Raw genomic sequence first — 21,640 nt, 5'->3', positions numbered from 1 at the left:
TGGCTGGAAGTTGTGCCATTTTGAGCGCCCAATCAGCGCGCATTCGGCCCGGAATTTGCATGGTTAATGGGCAAACGCTTCGGCCGTAAAGCGACTAGAGTTGGCATACGAGCAACAGGGTAACGGGTACGCATGTCGATCCTCGCCGGCCTTCACCACGTCACGAGCTACAAATACGACAAGCCCATTGCCCTCGGCCCGCAGATCGTGCGGCTGCGTCCGGCGCCACACAGCCGCACCAAAATCCCGAGCTACTCGCTGAAGGTCACGCCGGCCGAGCACTTCGTGAACTGGCAGCAGGACCCGCACGGCAATTGGCTCGCCCGCTTCGTCTTCCCGGAGAAGACCAGTGAATTCTCGGTCACGGTCGATTTCACTGCCGATCTCGAAGTCATCAATCCGTTCGACTTCTTCGTCGAGCCCTATGCCGACAAGTGGCCGTTCGCTTATGCCGACGAACTCAAGGACGACCTGACGCCTTATCTGAAGGCCGATCCGGCCGAACCTTTGCTGCAGGCGCTCATCGACTCGATCCCGCGCGAAGCGCCCAACACCGTCAACTTCATTGTCGATCTCAATCAACGCCTCAACAAGGCGGTCAAATACGTCGTGCGCCTTGAGCCAGGTGTGCAGACGCCGGACGAAACATTATCTTGCGGCAGCGGCTCATGCCGCGACTCGGCATGGCTCATGGTGCAGCTCTTGCGTCACATCGGTCTCGCCGCGCGTTTCGTCTCCGGTTATCTGATCCAGCTTCGTCCCGATCTCAAATCACTCGACGGCCCGAGCGGCACCGAAGTCGATTTCACCGACCTGCATGCCTGGACCGAAGTCTATCTGCCCGGCGCCGGCTGGATCGGCCTCGATCCGACATCGGGCCTCTTGTGCGGCGAAGGCCATATCCCGGTGGCGGCAACGCCGCATTACCGCTCCGCCGCGCCGATCACCGGCCTCGTCGAGCCGGCGGAAGTCACCTTCAATTTCGAGATGAAGGTCGAGCGCATCGCCGAGCGGCCGCGCGTCACCCTGCCGTTCTCGGATGAAGCCTGGGCCGCGCTCGATCAACTCGGCGACAAGGTCGACGCCGATCTCAAGGCCTGGGATGTCCGCCTGACCATGGGCGGCGAGCCGACCTTCGTCTCCATCGACGACTACCAATCCGCTGAATGGAACACCGCGGCACTCGGCCCGCAGAAGCTCAAACGCGCCGACGATCTCATCCAGCGACTGCGCACGCGCTTTGCGCCCGGCGCGCTGCTGCATTACGGCCAGGGCAAATGGTATCCGGGCGAAGAACTGCCGCGCTGGGCCTACTCGCTGTACTGGCGGCGCGACGGCCAGCCGATGTGGCAGAACCTCGACCTCATCGCGCGCCAGCCAACGACACCACCACCGACCTCGCTCGATCTACAGAGCTTCGCCGAGAACGTTGCGGCGCGCATCGGTCTCACCTCCGACTTCGTGCAGCCGGTCTATGAAGACCCGGCCGAACGTCTGCTCAAGGAAGGCGCGCTGCCGGACAATATCGACCCGGCCAATCCGCAGCTTGACGATGCCGCCGAGCGCAACCGCATCATGCGGACGTTCGAGCGCAAGCTGACTCATCCGGCCGGCTTCGTCATTCCGGTGCAGCACTGGACGGCGCAGGCCGGCGGCGGCTGGCTGTCGGAAGTGTGGCGCACGCGGCGCGGCCGGCTCTATCTCATCCCCGGCGATTCACCGGCGGGATTCCGCCTGCCGCTCAGTCAATTGCCCTATATCGCGCCGGCCGATTATCCGCATCCGGTGCCGGCCGATCCGTTCAGCGACCATCCGGCGCTCGCCGCGGTCACTGCGGCCGCCGAACCCGGCAAGGCGCCGCCCTTGCAGCCGGAGACGCTGGTCGCACAGACTAGCGCCGGCGCGATGTCGCAATTGCAGGCGCGGAATTTCCCGGTGCGCACCGCCGTGACCATGGAAATCCGCGATGGCAAATTGTGCGTCTTCATGCCGCCGACCAACAAGCTCGAAGAGTATCTCGAGCTGCTCGGCGCCGTGGAGGAAACCGCGGCATCGCTCAATATTCCGGTTCATATCGAAGGCTACGCGCCGCCCTTCGACCCGCGCATCAATGTCATCAAGGTCACGCCCGATCCCGGCGTCATCGAAGTGAATGTCCATCCAGCCGCAAGCTGGCGCGAAGCCGTTGATATTACGCGCGGACTTTACGAGGACGCACGGCAGTCACGGCTCGGCACCGACAAATTCATGACCGACGGTCGCCACACCGGAACGGGAGGTGGAAACCACGTTGTCCTCGGCGGGCAGTTCGCGTCCGACTCGCCGTTCCTTCGGAGGCCCGATCTGCTCAAGAGCCTCGTGCTCTACTGGCAGCGCCATCCGTCGCTGTCCTATCTGTTCTCCGGACTGTTCATCGGCCCGACCAGCCAGGCGCCGCGCATCGACGAAGCGCGACAAGATATTCTCTACGAACTCGAGATCGCGATGTCGAACGTGCCGGCGCCGGGCAATGGCTATGCGCCGCCGCCATGGCTGGTCGATCGAATCTTTCGGAATATTTTGGTCGATGTCACCGGCAATACCCACCGCACCGAGATATCCATCGACAAGCTGTTCTCGCCGGACGGTCCGACCGGCCGGCTCGGCCTTGTCGAATTCCGTTCCTTCGAGATGCCGCCGGATCACCGCATGTCGCTGGCGCAGCAGCTCTTGCTGCGCGCGCTGGTGGCGTGGTTCTGGCGCGAACCGCAGGACGGCAAGCTGGCGCGCTGGGGCACGGCGCTGCACGACCAGTTCATGCTCGAGCATTTCGTCTGGACCGACTTCCTCGACGTGCTCGATGATCTCAAGCGTACCGGTTACGCGTTCGACCCGGTCTGGTTCGACGCGCAGCGGCAATTCCGCTTCCCGCGCTATGGCGTCGTCGAGCATGGCGGCGTCTCGCTCGAATTACGGCACGCGCTAGAACCATGGCATGTGCTCGGCGAAGAAGCCGCCGGCACCGGCACGACGCGCTTCGTCGACTCCTCGGTCGAGCGTTTGCAGGTCAAGGTCGAAGGCTTCAACGACGCCCGTCACGCCGTCACCTGCAACGGCAGGCGGCTGCCGCTGCGCTCCACCGGCCGCAATGGCGAGGCCGTCGCCGGCGTGCGCTTCAAGGCCTGGAATCTGTCGGCGGCGCTGCAGCCGACCGTGCCGGTCAACGCGCCGCTCACCTTCGATATCGTCGATCTGTGGAGCCGGCGCTCGCTCGGCGGCTGCGTCTATCACGTGGCGCACCCCGGCGGCCGCAATTACGAGACATTTCCTGTGAACTCCTACGAGGCGGAAGCCCGCCGGCGGGCACGATTCGAGGATATCGGCCATACTGGCGGCCGCTACGAGCCGCCGCCGGAAATGCCGTCGCGCGAGTACCCTTACACGCTTGACCTGAGACGGCCGGGCTGGCTCTAACCGGTTCAGATGGCACCGCCACGCGACAACACGGCAGCGGACACGACCGCACAGGATCCGGAAGCAAGCCTCGCACAATTCGTGGCCGGCTATCGGCCGCTGCCCGGCGTTGTCGATGAGATGATGGATGCCAGCGGCGCGGTGCGCCCGCACTGGCGGCCTCTGCTGTCGCAGTTCGCTGCCTTGGGCGCCGAGGAAATCGGTCGCCGCTTCGCCGCCGCCGATCGCTATCTCCATGACTCGGGCGTTTTCTATCGTGTTTATGAGGACCCCGCCGGCGCCGAGCGGCCCTGGCCGCTCAGCCATGTGCCCCTCATCATCGACCCGACCGAATGGAAGGCGCTGGAGGAAGGTCTCATCCAGCGCGCCGGCCTGCTCGAGGCGGTGCTGGCCGACTCCTACGGCCCCGGCGAATTGACACGCGAGGGCCGCCTGCCCGCGGCTCTGGTTGCCGGCAACCCGGAATTCCTGCGGCCGCTGGTCGGCGTCGAGCCGCCGGGCGGCTCGCATCTGCGTTTCTGCGCGGTCGATGTCGGTCGCGGCCCCGACGGCCGCTGGTGGGTGCTGAGCGACCGCGCGCAGGCGCCATCGGGCGCGGGCTACGCCATCGAGAATCGTCTGGCGCTGTCGCGCGCCATGCCCGACGTCTATTCGAAGACGCGGGTCGAGCGCGTCGCGCCGTTCTTCCAGGCCTTTCAGGCCGAGCTTTTCGAATACAATCGGCAGGACGACGCCCGCGTCTGTCTGCTGACACCCGGCCCGCTCAACGAAACCTATTTTGAGCACGCCTTCCTCGCGCGCTATCTCGGCCTCTTGCTGGTCGAAGGCGAAGACCTGATCGCGCGCGACGACGGCGTGTTCATCCGTACCATCTCCGGCCTGCGCCGCACCGAAGTGCTGTTGCGCCGTATCGACGCCGACTTCGCCGATCCGCTCGAACTCAATGCCGCCTCGCGCCTCGGTGTCGCCGGCCTCGTGCAGGCGGTGCGCGATGGCAAGGTCGTGATCGCCAACGCGCTCGGCGCGGGTTTCGTCGAGGCCCGCGCTTTGCTCGCCTTCCTGCCGGCGCTCGCGCCGCATGTGCTCGGCGAAGAACTGAAATTGCCGAATGTCGCGACCTGGTGGCTCGGCCGCGACGACGTGCGGGCCGACATTCTCAAGCGTCTCGACGACGTCGTCATCGCCCCGGCCTTCGGCGCCCAGATGTCCGACTTGCGGCTCGGCAGCGGCGTGCTCGGCGCCAAGCTGAACGACGATGAGCGCGCCATCCTGATGCAGGCGCTCGACGACCGCCGCATCGATTACGTCGCGCAGGAAGCCGTCACCTTGTCGACGACGCCGGTGTGGCGCGACGGCCGCCTGCAGCCACGGCCGTTCACACTGCGTTTGTTCCTCGCCCGCACGCGCGGCGGCTGGCAGGTGATGCCGGGCGGCTTCGTGCGCATCGCCGAGAATGCCGACGCCCGGGCCGTGAGCCTGCAGCGCGGCGATCTCACGGCCGATGCCTGGGTGCTGACCGAAGGGCCGGTGTCCACCGCCACCATGCTGCCGGCGCCGGAGCAGGTCACGATCCAGCGTATGACCGGCATGCTGCCAAGCCGTGCCGCCGACAATCTGTTCTGGGTCGGCCGCTATATCGAGCGCGCCGAGGCGACGCTGCGGCTGACGCGCGCGCTGCTCAACCGCGTCGCCGATGCCTCCGACGCCACAGGATCGCTGGTCACCTCCGTTGCCGGCCTGCTTCAAAACTGGAGCGCGGCACCGCTCGATCCCGCCTTCTCGCCGCCGACACTCGTTGCCCGCTCGGTGCTGATGAATCCTGATTTCCCTGGGGCGCTGCCGCGCCTTGTCGGCTCGGCGCGCAATGCCGCGTCCGTGATCCGCGAACGCTTCTCGCCGGACGCCTGGCGGGCCGTTGCCGATCTGGTGTCGTTGATCGGCACACCGCTGCCGAACGGCCAGTCGGAAAGCGCGATGATCGACCGCGTCGAGGCGGCCTTGCGCATCATCGCCTCGTTCTCCGGATTGGCGCAGGAGAACATGACGCAGCTTGCCGGCTGGCGCTTCCTCGAACTCGGCCGCCGCATCGAACGCGCACTCAACACCTGCCGCTTCGTGCGTGCCTTCGGCGACAAGACCTCGCCTGGCGGCAGCCTCGACGTGCTGCTCGAACTGGCCGACAGCCAACTCACCTATCGTCAGCGTTACGTGATGATCGCGGCGCTGGCGCCGGTCATTGACCTCGTGATGTTCGACCCGTCGAATCCGCGCTCGGTGGCATTCCAGCTCGACCGAATCGAGGCCCACCTCGCCGCTTTGCCGAACCGCGAAGTGGCGGGCCGACTGTCCCCGGTGCGGCAGATCGCGGCCATGCTGGCGACGCGCCTGCGCACCGCCGATGCCGCCAGCATCGGCGCCTCCGAGATCATCGGCATCGAGAATGAACTGATGAAGCTCTCCGAGACCATCGCCACGACGTATCTGACACACAGCGAACGCCTGCAGCCCGGCTGGAGCGGCGAGTGATGATCTACGACGTGCGCCAGGTGACGACTTGCATCTACGCCTCGCCGGTGAGCCATGCCCATCATGTGCTGCGCCTGACGCCGGTCAACCGCGACGGCCAGCGTGTGCATGTGTCGTCGCTGCAGATCGAGCCGCGGCCGGTGAAATCGCGCGAGGGCCAGGACTTCTTCGGCAACAAACTCACGTCCGTTGCCATCAACGAAGCCCACGAGACTCTTACCGTGAAAGTGTCGGCGCGCATCGCGGTCGACAGCGCCGCTGTGCCCGATCCTGACGCAGCGCCGTCGTGGGAGAGCGTACGCGAGGAAGTATTCGGGGCCAGCGATATCGGCCCAAAATCGCCGGTGCATTTCCTGTTTGCGAGCCGCATGGTGTCGCTCGATCCCGAGATTCGCGACTATGCGCGGATGAGCTTCACGCCCGGACGCTCGATCCTCGAAGCGGCGCTCGACCTCAATCACCGCATCAAGACCGACATGACCTACGAGATCGGCGCCACGACGGTGACGACGACCGCGCCCATGTCATTCGCGTTGCGCCGCGGCGTCTGCCAGGACTTCGCGCATATCATGATCGCCGGCCTGCGTGGCCTCGGCCTGCCGGCAGCCTATGTCAGCGGTTACCTGCGCACCTCGCGCACCGCCGAGCAGGCGGCGCTGCAAGGTGCCGACGCCATGCATGCCTGGGTGCAGGTCTGGTGCGGCCACGACATCGGCTGGATCGGCTTCGACCCGACCAACGATATGATCGCGTCCGACGATCACGTCACCCTCGCCGTCGGCCGCGATTATTCCGACGTCGCGCCGATGGACGGCGTCATCGTCGCCGCGGGCGGCCAGCGCATCACCGTGTCAGTGAGCGTGACGCCGGTGCAGGCGTCGAGCACGCTGCTGCCGCCGGTTGCGATCTGAAGCTATAACTGATCCAGAAACTTTAGCAGCGAAGCGCGCGATGCAGCGTCGAGGCGCACGAAATTTTCGCGGGCCTTTTGCGCTTCACCGCCATGCCAGAGAATGGCCTCGGTGATGCTGCGGGCGCGACCGTCATGCAGATAGCCGGCGCGATCCGACATGCGGCGCGCCTCGCCGAGACCCCAGAGCGGCGCGGTGCGCCATTCGCGACCTGTGGCCGCCGCTTCCGGCATACCGTCGGCAAGCCCCTCGCCCATGTCGTGCAGCAGCAGATCGGTGTAGGGCGCGATCTCGTTTGTCGTGCCGTCTGCCAATGTGACAGGCACTTTAGACACATGACACGACGTGCAGCCGGTGCTCGCGAACAGCACAGTGCCCCTTTCTACTTCGGCACCGGGACGCGGCGGCGACAGTGAAGCAACATACTGCGTGACAGCAGCGAGCGTAGCGTCATTGACCTCGATCTTCGACGGTGCGGCGGCTGCCTTGCACGCAGCTTGCAGTTCGCCGCAATTGTCCGACGGAAACAGTCGCGAGGTCAGCCCCATATCGGTGATGAAGGCGGCGGCGATGATGCGCGTGAGATTGGGCGCATCCGCTTTCCAGCCGAAGCGGCCAAGCGTCATGCGGAAGTTGATCGAATCCCACACCGCGTTCGGTCGGCCCTTCACCGGCTCCGCGCTCGCGGCATTGGCGGCGGCGCGCGCTCTGACCCAGTCTTCCGGCACTTTCTCCAGCAGGCCGAGCCCCATGATCGGCGGCGCCATGCGCACGGCGACGAACGTGTCCTTCTCGACGGCACCATTGCCGAGCTTGTCGAAGCCGTAAATCGGCTTCTGCAAGGTATAATGCTCGCCGTCGGCAAAGCGGCCTTCGATGGCTTCGAACGACACCATCAGTTCGCCTTCGGCCGGTACGCCGTCCACGGCGCGATAGTTCAGACGATTGCCATAACGCCTGATGGTGTCCGCGCCGGCACCATTGTCCTGCGCCGCCAGCTTCACCACCAGCGAGGTGTTGGCGCGGTCATCCGCGCGCGCCGGTGCACCACGGCCGTTACCGACATGGCACGACGCACAGGAGTTCGTGTTGAAGACCGGGCCGAGGCCCATAAATTCACCCGCAGTGCCTGGTGGCACCCATTGCGCGTGAAACACCGCGCGGCCGCGCTCGGCCATATCCGGTTCCGCGCCCGACAGGCTTCCGGCGCCGCATGAGAGCAGCGCGATGACCGCCATGCCTGATGACCACGCCAAACGCATGACGTCATCAGAACGTGAATTGGGGACACCGGCAAGGCCGCCGACGTCACCTTCGCGTCAGGTCACGGCCCCCCGTGCGTCGACCGGCCACAAGGTCTCGACGCGCGCATGCGGCGTGCCGAAGTCGCGCACGCCGACATACCAGTCGTACAGATTGACGGTCGGATCACAGTGCCCGGGCACGAGAAGCAGCTTCTCGCCCCAGGTCGGCGGCGGCGTACCCGGCGCCACCGTTACCACACCGTGCTCGTCGGACGGCCTGTGATACGCCAGCCCCGGCCGCTGCCACACCGTCGGAAAGCCACTGTCGTTGGACAGCGCCTTGTGCCCGGCGTCGACCACGACCTGCGTGTCCTTGGCGGCGCTCATCACCGTTGCGAGCACGAACAGCGCGTGTTCAAAGCGCGGCGCGTTGCCGCCCTCATCAGGGACATTCTTCGCGTAGTCCGCGTCCATGAAAATGTAAGAGCCGGCCTGCAATTCGTTCCAGACGCCGGACGCGCTTTCGATGAGGAACGTGCCGGTGCCGGCGCCGCCAATCGTGTCACAGGTGAAGCCCGTCGCCTTGAGCGGCGCGAGTGTATCGAGCACCGCCTGTTGCGCGGCGTCGATCGCCGCCTTGCGCTCATCCGGCGTGCGCAGATGCTGGGCGCTGCCGTGATAGGCCTGCAGACCGCCGAAGCGCAGGTGATCGTGCCGCGCAATCTCGGCGGCGAAGCGCGCCGCTTCGGGTCCCGGCGCAACGCCGCAGCGGCGGCCGCCAACATCGACCTCGACCAGCACCTCGATGCGCGAGCCGGCCTGACGCGCGGCCCCACCGAGCAGCGCGATCTGCGCGAAATCATCGACGCAGACGCCGAGACGAATCTGACGCGCCAGCGCGGCGAGGCGCCTGAGCTTGCGTGCGCCGACCACCTCGTTGCTGATGAGAATGTCGCGCACGCCACCGGCGGCGAGCGCCTCGGCCTCGGCCACCTTCTGGCAGCAGACACCGACCGCGCCGAGCGTGACCTGCTTGGCCGCGATAATCGCCGACTTGTGCGTCTTGGCATGCGGGCGGATGCGGACGCCGAGCGCTTTCGCCCGCTCCGCCATTAGGGCCATGTTGCGCTCCATGGCATCGAGATCGATGACCAGCGCCGGCGTATCGATCTCGGAAAACGGCGCGCCGATCTCGGCGGGAGGCAAGGACGGCATGGGCTTCCGGGGTATGTTGCCGGGAAAATGGCGGTCACGAGAGGAGTCGAACCTCCGACCTTCGGTTTAGGAAACCGCCAAAGTGCCAACAGGTTATATGCGCAAGGACGCGAAATGGCAAAATATGCTGACAGACAACGCGTTTAGGGAATTAGCAGTGCCCGGACGGCCCGCAACAGGCCGGGAACGACCTGGTCGGCCTTGCGCCGCGCGGTTCGATACAATGGAGCTGGCAGCGGTTAGCAAACAGCACGGCGAACCAACGTACCGCAGAGCGATACATCGGCTCGCCGTCAGAAAAGAACTTACTTGGTGCCCCGACTCAGAATGGCGTCGTAACGGCTGCGCGGGAGGCGGAAAAAGCCGCGACCGCCGGCCAGCATCTGATAGCGATCGGACGCCATTTCAAGAAGACGGTTAAGCCAATCGCGCGGACTGACGCCATCGGGGCACAAGTCTATCGAGAAAATTTCCGCGTTTGGTTGGTAGCGCACATGAATAAGGACCTCTTCTTCCTTTTCAACCGCTTCCGGGGTCGGTGTCTTGAGCTTGGCGACAGCAGCCATTTATAACCTCCAATGCAACGGCGAATAGGCGGCAGCCGCCGCAAATGTTTCGTGGTAACCGGCGTCACTATCGTCGGGGATTCACCCGCCAACAAAATTGATCCTGATCAATGATCGTGACGGCGCGCAGTGATGCGCGGGTCATGTCGCAAACCCGACAATCAAGCGCCCGATCGACGGTGGCACTTAGTTTGCTGAACTAAGATCGAACCCCTTCTCCGGCGCGTTTTCGTGTCGGAGATTCAGCATCGTTGCGCGAAAGCCGACAACGGAAACAAGTTTGCGGACCAAACCATGACGGATATGGCGGAGTTGAAACGGCGCAAGGAGCCGCTCAATCTTGCGATTGTGCACGTCGATCCGGACGCCTTTATTGCCAATTTGATGGGTTGGCTGGAAATTACCGCTTTTATTTCCGCGCAACGGCTCGGTGAAGCCCAGGCCGCCGCCGACGGGAAAACCCCGACTCTATCGGCAGATCAGCTCAGAAAGGCCGGCGTACACGACATCGGCAATGATGCGATGTTCGCCTTTTGCATGACCGCGGCCATGAAGCCGGACAAAGCGGCCGTCGACGAGGTCGAAACCGCTCTGGTCAAGAGCATGGGAAAGGAATTTCCCGGGTCAGTAGCCCTTTGGCATTTCCGCGCGGCCATCGATGCGCCCGTAACCCTGGAAGACTTTGTGGGTCAAGCGGGCAAGAAGATGCTGCTGGGTGATATTCCGCCGCCGCCCCTGCGCGCGAAGGAAAATTGGAATACCGGTCTGCGCTTCTTTGAAAAGGCGCGTAAATCGAATTTCGTCCACGAGATCATGTATCCGCTGGCGAAATGGAATCGCGCGCGCTGGACCGAGACCTTGGAAAAAGGCGTGGCGTTTCTGGCGCACATTGAAGACAGCGTGCCGGTGTTGCGCGACGTTCTGGAGGACTCGCATAACGACCAACCCTTCATCGCGAATTCGCTGCTGAAGCTCGCCCCCGCCGTCGACATGGAACTGACCGATGAATATCAAGGATTTCTACGATCCCTGGCGCGCCGGAATTAGCGGCGGCACACATAGCCGACGCGGCACGGCGCCCAAGGCAGCGCCACGAGGCGTGCCGTGAGCGAAACCTTGAAAGCCGTTGTCTTGCACGACCGCAAGATCATCGCCGTCAGCGGGGCCGACCGCAGAAAATTTCTGCAGGGGCTGGTGACCAACGATATTCGCCGCCTGGCGCCGGACCGCGCCTGTTACACCGGATTACTGACCGGCCAGGGCAAGCTGCTTTACGATTTCTTCGTGGTTGACGACGACGACCGGATTCTCATCGATATCGCCGCCGTTCATGTCGAAGATTTCTTCAAGCGGCTGACCAAATTCAAATTGCGCGCGGCAGCGGAGTTCGTTGAGGCGACGCCCGCTTTGGCCATCGCGGTGGCCTGGGGAACGGAGGCGGTCGCGCGACTAGGACTCAATCCCACCGAGGGCGCGGCCGGCAAGGGCATTCTCGTTGCGGCTCATTGCGTTTTCGCCGATCCGCGACTGACGGCTTTGGGCGCGCGGCTTATGTTTCCGGCCGGCTTCCCGATCGAGACCGGGCTCGCCCCGCTTGGCTTTGTCAGCGCGACTGCGCCGGACTACGTCACCCATCGACTCGCGCTCGGCGTTGCCGACTCAACCGAGATCGGCGGCGAGATCTGCTATCCTCTCGAAGCCAATTTCGAGCCGCTGCACGGCGTCGATTTCAAGAAAGGCTGCTATGTCGGTCAGGAGTTGACCGCGCGCATGAAGCTCAAGGGTGACCTGCGTAAGCGCGTCCTGCCTGTCATCGGCACGGCGCCTTTGCCGGCGACCGGGACGCCGGTGACGGCGGACGGAATCGAACTCGGCGCTCTGGTCGCGGCCGCCGGCAACCAAGGCCTTGCCTTGCTCCGTCTCGATCGCCTGGCGAACGCCAAAGAAGGCGCCATTCGCGCGCTGGAGGTGCCGGTTAGCGTCCAGTGGCCAAACTGGCTGCCGCAGTGAATGCCATGACGGCATCTCCGCTATCGCAAGCCGCTTGCATCCATGCGATCCCCTCTCGGTTGCTGGCGCAAGGGTTCCGGCTCTTGACCTTGCGGGAGTTTCGCAACGACAAGGAACCGCCGGCCTTTGCCTGGATCGAGCAGCGCCTGCTGCGTCTGCCGCAACGCCCGGGCCGTCATGGCCTCTTTTTCGCGAACACCTTTCGACCCGAGATCATGGCTTGGTTGAGCCAACAACTGGGCCGGCCTTCGGTCCCCGCAGAGGCCGGTCGTGCGCAGCGCAACGCGCTGTGGCCTACGATGACGTGGCATGGCGAAGACCGCGCTTGGCCGGACGGCGCGCGGACAGTCGAATGGTTCGTCGATGTGGTCTTTCCGCATGCAGCATCCTGGACCGCGTTTCAGCAACAGTGGCGCGATCGGTTGCTGGCTGAAGACGACGATGCGAACGCGATCGCGCGGGACGATACGACCTTTGCTGCCGGGACAATGTGAGCCCGCCAGCCCGAGATGGCGCCTCAAGGCGCGCGTGAGACCGTCGACATGTTCAACAGAGTGTGCCGCGAAGATACGATCCCCGAAGGCGGCATGCGGATCGTCATTGCCGATGCGCATCTTGTCGTTCTGGTCTGGCCCGACAACGGTGCGATCAAGGCCTTTCAAGGGGTGTGTCCGCACACCAACACGCCGCTGGCCGACGCCGCCTTCGACGGCACGGTGCTCACCTGTCCGCTTCATCTGTGGACCTGGGACATGAATACGGGTCAACCGACCCACGAACACGCCACGCCTTTGGCCGAGTATCCGGTCAAGGTCCAAGACGGCATTGTCTATGTCGACACCGTGGGCGTGTCGCCGATATTCGCCTTGCCGTGAGAGTCGGGGGATACCAACGCCGCCGGCACAGCCCGGATGGCATCATTGTTGCTTCGCTCCAACCGAAGCCACAGATGCGGTATGGCCATGATCATCTGTTCCTGCAACGTACTCAGCGATCACGACGTCCGCGCGGCCCTTGTCGGCTTGCCCGCCAAGCCCCAGTCGCCCACGGACGTTCATGTTTGCCTGGGTTGCCAGGTGAAATGCGGCCGATGCGTAAATTCCATCAGGCAGATTCTGACAGATGCCGTCGATAGCTGCGTCGGGCGCTACGCCAACGGCATGCCGGCGCCAACCCCCGCCATCCCGGCTTCTGCGGAGATCTTTGTATGAAAGGTGACGCTCAGGTCGTCGAGCATCTGAACGCAAGCCTGAGGAGCGAACTAGCAGCCATCAATCAGTATTGGCTGCATTACCGCCTTCTGGACAACTGGGGATACAAAATCCTGGCCCGGAAATGGCGGATGGAATCGATCGAGGAGATGGAACACGCCGACAGACTGGTCGAGCGCATTATTTTCCTGGATGGCTTCCCCAACATGCAGGTGCTCGATCCCCTGCGCATCGGCCAAACAGTCGAAGAAGTGCTGGACTGCGACCTGGCAGCGGAATTATCCGCGCATGCGCTATACGAGAAGGCCGCAACCCATTGTCATGGCGTCAGGGATTATGTGTCGCGTGACTTGTTCGAGAGGCTGATGCACGACGAGGAGGAGCACATCGACTTCCTCGAGACCCAGCTTGATCTGGTCGCCAAGCTCGGGCTTGAGCTCTACGCCCAACACCACATCGGCAAGATCGACCAGAGTGCCGAGTGAAGTTGGCGTCCCGATTTTGACGTCACCGGTGTCAGGCCAGGATTTCAAACTCAATGCGGCGCCGTCGCGCCATCGGCCGCGGCCCAATAACGGCGATCAAAGCTCGTTCCGCGAGCACGTCAGCCATTTCAGCCGAACTTGAACAGGACCCCGTAGCCACCGCGCGGATAATTCCATTCGATGTCGCCGGTCGGCTCGCCAATGATACGACAGGTGCCGCATTCCACGCAGCCGTCGGCGGAAATCTCGACCTGGCCTTTGTCGTTGAGCTCGTAGCACCGCGCCGGACACGCGGTGAGGAGCGAGCGCAACGCCGGCGTCGGCACATCATGCGGGCGCACCTTGATATGCGCCCGGCCGGCATCGACCAGATATCGGTTCTGAAAGAGCTTGTCTTCGACACGGACGGAAAGTTCTGTTGTCATGTCAAACTCCCAATGTCATCGGCACCAGATGATAAACGCATTGTCGTTATCGCCATGCCCGGGCGAAACGGAAGGCATCGCCAAACAGACCCGTCCAGGACCGCGCCGACACGAAGGACTTCAGCGTGCGCTTTTCCTTTTCCACTTTCGGCGTGCCGTCGACGCGCACGAAATTCTGCATCGCCTTCGAGACAAGCTGCGGATAAGTCAGGAAGAAGTTCTGCGACTGCGTGTGCAGCAGCGTCGGCATGTCCTTGTATTTCTTGAGATCCTTCATGACGAAGGACTGGTCGAGCATGGTCTTGTAGAGCGACAGGTTCTCTTTCGTCATCGGATCGCGCCGCGACTTGACCTGGAAGATCGCTTCCGCGGCGATCCGGCCCGACGTCATGGCAAGATTCGAGCCCTCGCGATGCACGGCGTTGTTGAGCTGCGCCGCATCGCCGACCACGACCCAGCCGTCGCCGAACAACTGCGGGATCGCCTTGTAGCCGCCCTCGGGGATGAGATGGGCCGAATACTCCTTGACCTCGGAGCCCTCGATGAGCGGCGCCACGGAGGGGTGGCGCTTGAAGCGCTCAATCAACTGGTAGGGCGATTCACCGCTCTTCTGGAAGTCGGAGACCAGGCAACCAATGCCCAAAGAGACGCATTCCTTGTTGGCATAGATGAACCCCATGCCGGTCATGCCGCGCGAGATCGTGCCGACCGCCTCGATCACGGTTCCTTCATCGCCCTTTAGGTTGAAGCGCGCTTCGATGGTTTCGCGCGGCAGGAAGTGCATCTCCTTGACGGCGAGCGCGACGTTGTCGGGCTGCGGAATCTTGCGCAAGTGAGCGCGCGCGCCGAGCAGACCGGTCACGCCTTCCGCCAGCACCACCACATCGGCATGCACCTGGCCGCCTGGCCGGTCGGTGCGGACGCCGATAACCTTGCCGTAGGCATCCTGCACGAGCTCGGTAACGGTTGTTTCGCAGACGACCAGCGCGCCGGCCTCCTGCACCTTCTTGGAGAACCATTTGTCGAACTGCGCACGGATAATGGTGTAGCGGTTCGGCCGCTCTTCGTTGAAGTCGTCGGAGCGATAGTGCAGGCCGACGTGAGAATGATCGTCCATCATCCAGAAGCGCTGCTCGACCAGGTGCCGCTCGAGCGGCGCGTCATCGCGAAAATCCGGGATGAGCTTCTCGAGCATCTCGGAATAGAGAATGGCGCCCTGAACATTTTTCGAACCGGAATATTCGCCGCGCTCAAGCTGCAGCACCTTGAGACCACGCTGCGCCAACGTGAGCGCGGCAGCATTGCCGGCCATGCCGGCGCCGATGACGATCGCGTCGAATCTTTCTTCGATCATCGTCCTCTCCTCTAGCCGGCCAGCCGGTCGCGTTGATGCGGAGACAAGCGCAGACGGAACGCCTCCGTCAGGGCCGGCAACAGCCGGATCGCATCCGTCACGATCCCGATATGGGCAAAATCGAAAATCGGCGCATTCTTGTCGGTGTTGATCGCGACGATCAGATCCGCGCCCTCGACGCCGACCCGGTGCTGAATGGCGCCGGAAATACCGGCGGCGATGTACAGCTTCGGCCGAATGGTCTTGCCGGTCTGGCCGATCTGACGATCGGCCGTTACCCAGCCCTTCTGCACCAGCGGGCGCGAGCAGCCGTACTCGGCACCGAGCACGCCGGCGAGCTGACGAACGAGCTGAAAATTCTCCGGCGAGCCGAGGCCGACGCCGCCGGCCACGACCACATCGGCATAAGCCAGATTCGACTTCGCCGAGTCCCGATCGGGAAGGAACTTGAGCACCTTGGTGACGATGTCGTCTTCGACCAGGCCGAGCTTGTGTTCGATGACGCGTCCGGGCTCCCGCTCCGTTCGCTCCGGCATCGGCATGACGCGCGGACGCACCGTCGCCATCTGCGGCCGATAGTTCAGCGTGTAGATCGTGCACAGCAGCGAACCGCCGAAGGTCGGGCGTGTCGCCGCCAGCGAGCCATCGGTATCGACGTCGAGTTCGGTGCAGTCGGCCGTAAGCCCGGTGAGCAACGTCGTCGCCACCGCACCGGCCAGATCGCGGCCGAGCGTGGTCGCGCCCAAGAGAAGAACTTCCGGCTTGTAGGTATTGACCAGATCGGTCAGCGCCCGGGTGTAGGACTCGTTGCGGAAGTCGGCGAGAATGTCGTCGGCCACGACGTAGGCAAGATCGGCGCCATAGCAGAAGCTCTCCGCCACGACAGCGGTCGTTCCTTCGCCGGCAGGTCCGAGCACGACGGCGGCGAGCTCGACCCCGAGCTTGTTGGCCAGCTTGCGGCCGGCCCCCATGAGCTCCCACGACACCGGATGGACCTGCCCACGCTCCTGCTCGATAAACACCCAGACGTGCTTGTAGCCCTTGAAGTGCTCGGGCAACTCCTTCTTGGTCGCCGCTCGTCCGGCGGGCTTTGGTGCGGCTGGTTTGGCTGGCTGGTTCATGGGGGCGAAGGTCCGCTTTCTGGATCTAGTAGCCGCGCGCGAGCGCGATCATGTCGGATTCGAGCTTTGGCTGTTGCTTGAATATCTCGGCAATCAAGGCGTCGGCCGGCGGCAGATCGGAGGCCTCGACCATGGTCGCCTTCTCCGCACGCGCCGGCGGCACGAAGATCTTCTTGACGATCGTCGGCGAGCCTCTAAGGCCGCACTTTGAAATATCCTCGACACCGGCATCCTGCGCGCTCCATGTCACGACTGCGGCACGCGCGGCGCGCAGCGCGTCGACCATCGAGCCGCGCCGCATTTCGTTGGTGGCTTCCAGCATCGTGATGAGACAGGGCAACTTACTGCGCAGCACCTGCACGCCGCCTTCCGAGCGACGTTCGACCTCCAGGGTGCCGCCCTCAGGATCGAGCGAGGCGATCCGCGCGACATAGGTCAACTGCATCAAGCCGAGACGCTTGGCGATGCCCGGCCCGACCTGGGCGGTGTCGCCGTCGATGGTCTGCTTGCCCGTGAAGACGAGATCGGGTTTGCCATATTCGGACCCGATCTTGCGGATCGCCGTCGCCAGCGCATAGGTCGTCGCCAATGTATCGGCGCCGGCAAAGCTTCGATCGGTGAGCAACACAGCCCGATCCGCCCCGAAGGTCAGCGCCTTGCGCAGACTGTCTTCAGCCGAAGGCGGGCCCATGGTGAGGACCGTGACCTCGCCCCCAAGCCGATCGCGCAGCCGCAGCGCCTCTTCGAGCGCGAACAGATCATAGGGGTTGATGATCGTGGGCACCCCCTGACGCATGATCGTGTTGGTGACCGGATGGACGCGGATCTGCGCCGAGTCCGGAACCTGCTTGATGCAGACGACAATATGCATCGGCACTCCGTTCTGTTTACTTCAGCACGTCGAATGGCACGAAGTTCGCGGGTTTCGCCGGCTTTGGCGGCGCCACGGCGTCCTTCAAAACCTTGAACACGCGATGATCGAGCGGCGACGACTTCACGAAGTCCGCGTAGGCGCGCTCGAGCACCGCCTTGCATCGCTCGGTGACGAGCTCATTGGATGCGCCTTCGAAGTCTTCACTGGCCAGGTATTGGGCCATCTTCCGCAGGATGTGCAGGCGCACCACATTGACGACTTTCTCGTCGTAGCCGACGCCGAGCAGCTGGAAAAACTCCTCGGCCGATGAGGCTACCTTCAACTGGTCAAGGATGCTGCCTTTAGCCGCCGCGGCCGATGCGGTCATCACACAACCTCCGTCATTGTCGGCGCCACGGCCGGAAGCAAAACCGTATCGTCTTCACCCTGCCCCGAACGACCTTCATCGCGTAGCCGCTTCTGCAGATAACCCAGCCGCGTCTCGAGAAACTCGATACGGTCGAGCATGACAGTGATCGCCTGCCCGACCGGATCAGGCATCAGGTGATGATCGAGTTCGATTCGCCCGGCGAGCTTGCGGCGGGCTGATTCCGGCCGCACGACCTTGGCCGGAATGCCGACCACCGTGACGTCCGGCGGCGTGCTTTCGACAACGACGGAGTTCGCGCCCACCCGCGTCGCCCGGCCGATGGTGATCGGCCCGAGAATCTTGGCGCCGGCGCCCACAACAACACCCTCTTCCAATGTCGGGTGGCGTTTGCCGGGCGACCAGGTCGTGCCGCCCAGCGTGACGCCGTGATACAGGGTCACGTCTTCGCCGATCTCCGCCGTCTCGCCGATGACGACACCGGCACCATGATCGATGAAGAACCGCCGTCCAACGGTCGCGCCGGGATGGATGTCGACATTGGTCAGGAAACGGCCGAACCACGACAGCAACCGCGCCGGAAATTTCCAGCCCGACCGCCACAGACGGTTTGCCAAGCGGTGCCAGATCAGAGCGTGAATACCAGGATAGGTGAGAAGCGTCTCAAATTCGCTACGCGCCGCCGGATCGCGCAAGCGCACACACCCGATGTCCTCTTTGATCAGTTGCAGCAACGACGGTCCTTGCCGCGTCGTCGTGGCGGCCATCGGATCAAGCGTCGGAAAATCTACGAATTCGACCATGGCTTCCTCATGCACAAGCGCCAACCGCGCGATGGCGAACGTCCTGCCAGATCGCGACGAGCGTCTCGTTCGTCACCGGGCCCTTGTTCGCGATGGCATACTCGCGCACGCGGGCCAAAATGGAGCGCTGCTCCTCCGGACTGGCTTGCAGATGCAGGTTGGAGAGCGAGGCGATGATCGCCGCCAGCCCGGAATGCTTTCCGATCACGAAACGATGCGAACGGCCGAGCAACATTGGATCGAGCGACTGGTAGGTGCGCCTGTCCTTGAGCAGACCATCGACATGAATGCCGGACTCGTGGGTGAAGATGTGGTCGCCGACGATCGCCTTGTTGAGCGGAATCGCACGGACCGCAGCGGCGGCAACGACCGCGGCAACATTGCCGAGTTCGGTCAGAACGATACCGGTCTCGCGGCCGTGGAGCTGCGTCAGCGCGACCGCCACTTCTTCAAGGGGCGCATTGCCGGCGCGCTCGCCGAGCCCGATCACCGTCACCGAGGCGTGCGTAGCGCCACCCTTGATCGCGGCCAGCGTATTGGCGGTGGCGAGGCCCAGATCGTCGTGGCCATGAAATTCCAACTCGAGATCGGTCGCTTTGCGCAAGGCAGACATCAGCGCATAACTCGAATCCGGATCGAGCACGCTGAGCGTGTCCGCCACCCGGAACCGGCGCGCGCCGGCGGCCTTGGCAGCCGCGATCACCTCGATAAGAAAGCTGACATCGGCGCGCGAGGAATCCTCACCACCGACCGCGACATCCAGACCCTTGCTGCGCGCGTAACCGACAACGCGCGCGATCATGTCAAGCGCCGTCGCGCGACCGCCACGCAGCTTCGCCGCGATCTGCACATCGGAAACCGGTACAGACACATTGACCGTGGAGACGCCGGCGGCGATCGCCGCATCGACATCCTCCATCCGCATCCGGCACCAGGCGATGGTCGTCAGCGGCAACTCTGCTTCGACGATGGCGCGGATGGCGGCAATCTCGTCATGCCCCATGGCGGGCGTGCCGGCCTCGATCTCGGTGACGCCGGCCCGCGCCAGCGCGCGGGCGATCGCCACCTTTTCGGCAGCGGTGAAGGCGACGCCCGGCGCCTGCTCGCCGTCACGCAACGTCGTGTCGTTGAGGACGACTGGACTGCATTTGCGATCCTCGGCGCCGGGGCGACGCTTGCCGGACGAGGGGTCTTTCGAGTGAGGCGACATGGTATTGCTTCGACTGCGTCAGCAAAACGACTTGCCGCATCCACACTTGGACGCGACGTTGGGATTGTCGAACGTGAAGCCGGATCCCTCGATGCTCTCGACGAAGCCAATTTGCATACCGTCGAGCACCGGCTGCGACTCGGGATCGATGAACAGCTTGATGCCTTGCGCCTCGATGACCGCGTCATCCGCGTGCGGCTCGGCATCGAGACCAAGGATATATTTGTAGCCGGCGCATCCGCCGGACGTGACCATGATACGCAATCCGCCGTAGGTCCTGCCGGCGCGCATCATCGCGGCTTTAACGGCGGTCGTGGCTTCCTGCGTGAGAGCGATCATGACGGCACCTGCATTTCACGGAGTATTTTTCTGTGCAGCGATCTCTTGACGTGGCGCGATCTCCTAAGGTGACTAGAGCAACCCGCGTGCCATCCTTCGCGGGAGCACTAACCCGATGAAATTTATGGTGTTTCCGAACGTCTACTGATTGTCGCGATTACGACAGCGTCGCAAACGCGACGCATAGAACCGACCCAGGCGTGACTTCGTCGCGATCGGTTCGCAACAGACAACGCAGTCATATCTGAATGACGAAGGCTCAAGCCTGCTTGCGGTGCAGCCTCACCACGACGTCGACACGCGCAATTTCGTAGCCGTCCGGTGCTTGCGGCAGCTGGTCGATCAGCTCTTCCGCAGACGGCACATCAAGAAGAATATCCTCTCCCTGAACGAAAAAATGATGATGCTCGTTCGGATTGGTGTCGAAGAAAAACTTGGATCCATCGACGCCAATCTGGCGCAAAAGCCCGGCGTCGGTAAATTGATGCAGCGTGTTGTACACGGTCGCCAAGGACAACGGAATCTTGGCCTTGACCACCTCATCAAAGAGCATTTCGGCCGTGACGTGGCGGTTACCGGCGGAGAATAACAGGCGGGCCAGAACCATGCGCTGGCGTGTCGGCCTGAGGCCGACCTTGCGCAGCAGGTCCCTGCAACCGCGCAAGCAGGAGTCCTCGCGATCGCCCCGCCAGAGCCGCCCGAGATGCTGATCCGGCTCAGAGCCAAGCATCGTGGAGAAAACCTGCTCGTGTCGCACTGTCATGGGTGAAGCTGTCATGATACGGCTCCGAAACGGGCAATGTCCTGGTCGGCGAACGACGTCTCCTTGAGAGCAAGCGCACGACGCTGATAGGCCAAGCGGCTTTCACCGCTCTCATCGCCAAAACAAATGTCGAAGTCACCACAGTGCGAGCAGACCGGCGTACTGCACATGACAAGACCATCATCCTCGCACAGCGCACGGTAAAAGAATCGCTTCCAGCGCATATTCTTCGTGTTGCGCGCCGCGATCGGGGCATAGTGACGGGTCAGCAGGCGCGACAGCTCTGAGCGGTCACGCAAACCGAGATCTTCCCATAGATGGTTCGGCTCCATCGAGCGCCGCGCGATCATAGCGGCGAGCCAGCGACTGGTTTCACCTTCGGTCGATCGGTGTGCGAGCAGCAGGTCGCGCACCATCACGATTTCGTCGTCTTCGGCCGGCGCCCTCTGGCGGCACCATGTGGCGACGGCATAGCGGGCTTGCGGAAACCATTGCTCGATCAGCGTCGCGAGGTCGGCGGCGACGAGGCCCGCTTGTCCGGCGACGGCATCGTTCTCCATCGCGGCAACCGCCAAGATCGATGCAAGGACGTGCCGGTCGAAATTGTGATCGTCCGCGATTGCGGCATCGGCCGGCTCGCACCCCATGAGCATGCGATACGTCGCAGCTCCAACATGGACACCGCGACCGGCCAGCTCCACTGACGTCGGCGGAAGCGCCGGATCGATCAAGTCCTGCCTTCGGGCAATGACGGACATTTTGC

The 21,640-nt window shown here is 63.6% G+C and carries 22 protein-coding genes and 1 tRNA gene; 9 read left to right on the top strand and 14 right to left on the bottom strand.

Annotated elements, in window-relative coordinates; translation table 11 throughout:
• Positions 1–132 precede the first annotated feature (132 nt).
• Genes E8Q40_RS03220 through E8Q40_RS03210 form a run of 3 tightly spaced genes read left to right on the top strand, consistent with a single transcriptional unit; the run spans position 133 to position 6,890 of the window.
• Complete coding sequence (locus tag E8Q40_RS03220; protein ID WP_137043030.1) at positions 133–3,453, top strand: DUF2126 domain-containing protein; 3,321 nt, start codon at positions 133–135, stop codon at positions 3,451–3,453.
• A 9-nt stretch (positions 3,454–3,462) separates the two neighbouring features.
• Entirely contained in the window at positions 3,463–5,979 is a 2,517-nt protein-coding gene (locus E8Q40_RS03215; protein WP_137043029.1) for a circularly permuted type 2 ATP-grasp protein, read from the top strand.
• On the top strand, positions 5,979–6,890 hold the full coding sequence (locus E8Q40_RS03210) for a transglutaminase family protein (protein ID WP_137046566.1): 912 nt from the start codon (positions 5,979–5,981) through the stop codon (positions 6,888–6,890). Before E8Q40_RS03215 ends, E8Q40_RS03210 begins: the two co-directional genes overlap by 1 nt.
• Positions 6,891–6,892: 2 nt before the next feature.
• Here the strand turns inward: E8Q40_RS03210 and E8Q40_RS03205 are convergent, their stop codons facing one another.
• The 4 genes from E8Q40_RS03205 to E8Q40_RS03195 all read right to left on the bottom strand — a co-directional run bounded on the left by E8Q40_RS03205 (position 6,893) and on the right by E8Q40_RS03195 (position 9,915).
• The gene (locus tag E8Q40_RS03205; protein WP_168197724.1) at positions 6,893–8,128 is read right to left on the bottom strand and encodes a di-heme oxidoredictase family protein; all 1,236 of its coding nucleotides are present in this window, start codon (positions 8,126–8,128) and stop codon (positions 6,893–6,895) included.
• An 81-nt stretch (positions 8,129–8,209) separates the two neighbouring features.
• Positions 8,210–9,349 carry a DSD1 family PLP-dependent enzyme gene (locus E8Q40_RS03200; protein ID WP_137043027.1) on the bottom strand — a complete coding sequence of 380 codons (1,140 nt, stop codon included), beginning with the start codon at positions 9,347–9,349 and terminating at the stop codon, positions 8,210–8,212.
• A 28-nt stretch (positions 9,350–9,377) separates the two neighbouring features.
• Positions 9,378–9,439 (bottom strand) — tRNA-OTHER (locus E8Q40_RS21875).
• Positions 9,440–9,654: 215 nt separating this feature from the next.
• Positions 9,655–9,915 (bottom strand): hypothetical protein, encoded by a 261-nt coding sequence (locus tag E8Q40_RS03195; RefSeq protein ID WP_205995657.1) that lies wholly within the window; start codon positions 9,913–9,915, stop codon positions 9,655–9,657.
• 294 nt (positions 9,916–10,209) lie between these two features.
• Here E8Q40_RS03195 and E8Q40_RS03190 point away from each other — a divergent pair, with 294 nt between their 5' ends.
• From E8Q40_RS03190 to bfr, 6 genes are read left to right on the top strand one after another with little or no spacing between them, the layout of a single operon-like run.
• Complete coding sequence (locus E8Q40_RS03190; RefSeq protein ID WP_137046564.1) at positions 10,210–10,962, top strand: hypothetical protein; 753 nt, start codon at positions 10,210–10,212, stop codon at positions 10,960–10,962.
• Positions 10,963–11,019: 57 nt separating this feature from the next.
• Complete coding sequence (locus tag E8Q40_RS03185; protein WP_137043026.1) at positions 11,020–11,925, top strand: folate-binding protein YgfZ; 906 nt, start codon at positions 11,020–11,022, stop codon at positions 11,923–11,925.
• Positions 11,901–12,419 (top strand): hypothetical protein, encoded by a 519-nt coding sequence (locus tag E8Q40_RS03180; protein ID WP_205995655.1) that lies wholly within the window; start codon positions 11,901–11,903, stop codon positions 12,417–12,419. Before E8Q40_RS03185 ends, E8Q40_RS03180 begins: the two co-directional genes overlap by 25 nt.
• Positions 12,420–12,467: 48 nt before the next feature.
• Complete coding sequence (locus E8Q40_RS03175; RefSeq protein ID WP_137043025.1) at positions 12,468–12,800, top strand: Rieske 2Fe-2S domain-containing protein; 333 nt, start codon at positions 12,468–12,470, stop codon at positions 12,798–12,800.
• A gap of 36 nt (positions 12,801–12,836) precedes the next feature.
• On the top strand, positions 12,837–13,136 hold the full coding sequence (locus tag E8Q40_RS03170) for a bacterioferritin-associated ferredoxin (RefSeq protein ID WP_370455227.1): 300 nt from the start codon (positions 12,837–12,839) through the stop codon (positions 13,134–13,136).
• On the top strand, positions 13,133–13,621 hold the full coding sequence (gene bfr, locus E8Q40_RS03165; protein WP_137043024.1) for a bacterioferritin: 489 nt from the start codon (positions 13,133–13,135) through the stop codon (positions 13,619–13,621). The genes E8Q40_RS03170 and bfr overlap by 4 nt, the downstream gene beginning before the upstream one ends.
• Before the next feature lie 128 nt (positions 13,622–13,749).
• Here the strand turns inward: bfr and E8Q40_RS03160 are convergent, their stop codons facing one another.
• The 10 genes from E8Q40_RS03160 to E8Q40_RS03115 all read right to left on the bottom strand — a co-directional run bounded on the left by E8Q40_RS03160 (position 13,750) and on the right by E8Q40_RS03115 (position 21,635).
• Positions 13,750–14,046, bottom strand: a complete 297-nt coding sequence (locus E8Q40_RS03160) for a ferredoxin family protein (protein ID WP_137043023.1) — start codon at positions 14,044–14,046, stop codon at positions 13,750–13,752.
• Between the two features lie 46 nt (positions 14,047–14,092).
• Positions 14,093–15,400 carry an FAD-dependent oxidoreductase gene (locus tag E8Q40_RS03155; protein ID WP_137043022.1) on the bottom strand — a complete coding sequence of 436 codons (1,308 nt, stop codon included), beginning with the start codon at positions 15,398–15,400 and terminating at the stop codon, positions 14,093–14,095.
• A gap of 11 nt (positions 15,401–15,411) precedes the next feature.
• Positions 15,412–16,521, bottom strand: coding sequence for an electron transfer flavoprotein subunit alpha/FixB family protein (locus E8Q40_RS03150; RefSeq protein WP_137043021.1), 1,110 nt, complete (start codon positions 16,519–16,521; stop codon positions 15,412–15,414).
• A 25-nt stretch (positions 16,522–16,546) separates the two neighbouring features.
• A complete protein-coding gene (locus tag E8Q40_RS03145) occupies positions 16,547–17,392 on the bottom strand; it encodes an electron transfer flavoprotein subunit beta/FixA family protein (RefSeq protein ID WP_137043020.1) in 846 nt (281 codons plus the stop codon).
• A gap of 16 nt (positions 17,393–17,408) precedes the next feature.
• Positions 17,409–17,762 (bottom strand): nitrogenase stabilizing/protective protein NifW, encoded by a 354-nt coding sequence (nifW, locus tag E8Q40_RS03140; RefSeq protein WP_137043019.1) that lies wholly within the window; start codon positions 17,760–17,762, stop codon positions 17,409–17,411.
• Positions 17,762–18,565: a serine O-acetyltransferase gene (cysE, locus tag E8Q40_RS03135; RefSeq protein ID WP_370455226.1), complete on the bottom strand. Its 804-nt coding sequence runs from the start codon at positions 18,563–18,565 to the stop codon at positions 17,762–17,764. Before cysE ends, nifW begins: the two co-directional genes overlap by 1 nt.
• Positions 18,566–18,572: 7 nt before the next feature.
• Positions 18,573–19,775: a homocitrate synthase gene (nifV, locus tag E8Q40_RS03130; protein ID WP_137043018.1), complete on the bottom strand. Its 1,203-nt coding sequence runs from the start codon at positions 19,773–19,775 to the stop codon at positions 18,573–18,575.
• An 18-nt stretch (positions 19,776–19,793) separates the two neighbouring features.
• The gene (locus E8Q40_RS03125; protein ID WP_137043017.1) at positions 19,794–20,114 is read right to left on the bottom strand and encodes an iron-sulfur cluster assembly accessory protein; all 321 of its coding nucleotides are present in this window, start codon (positions 20,112–20,114) and stop codon (positions 19,794–19,796) included.
• 259 nt (positions 20,115–20,373) lie between these two features.
• Positions 20,374–20,892 (bottom strand): Fur family transcriptional regulator Irr, encoded by a 519-nt coding sequence (gene irr / locus E8Q40_RS03120; RefSeq protein WP_246662989.1) that lies wholly within the window; start codon positions 20,890–20,892, stop codon positions 20,374–20,376.
• Complete coding sequence (locus tag E8Q40_RS03115) at positions 20,889–21,635, bottom strand: nitrogen fixation protein NifQ (RefSeq protein ID WP_137043016.1); 747 nt, start codon at positions 21,633–21,635, stop codon at positions 20,889–20,891. Before E8Q40_RS03115 ends, irr begins: the two co-directional genes overlap by 4 nt.
• Between the last annotated feature and the right edge of the window lie 5 nt (positions 21,636–21,640).

Origin of the sequence: Pseudolabrys sp. FHR47 (genome assembly GCF_005153485.1) — a bacterium.
Classification (GTDB): Bacteria; Pseudomonadota; Alphaproteobacteria; order Rhizobiales; family Xanthobacteraceae; genus Pseudolabrys.
The sequence above is the reverse complement of the archived record's forward strand: the minus strand, read 5'-3'. Positions and strand labels throughout refer to the sequence as shown.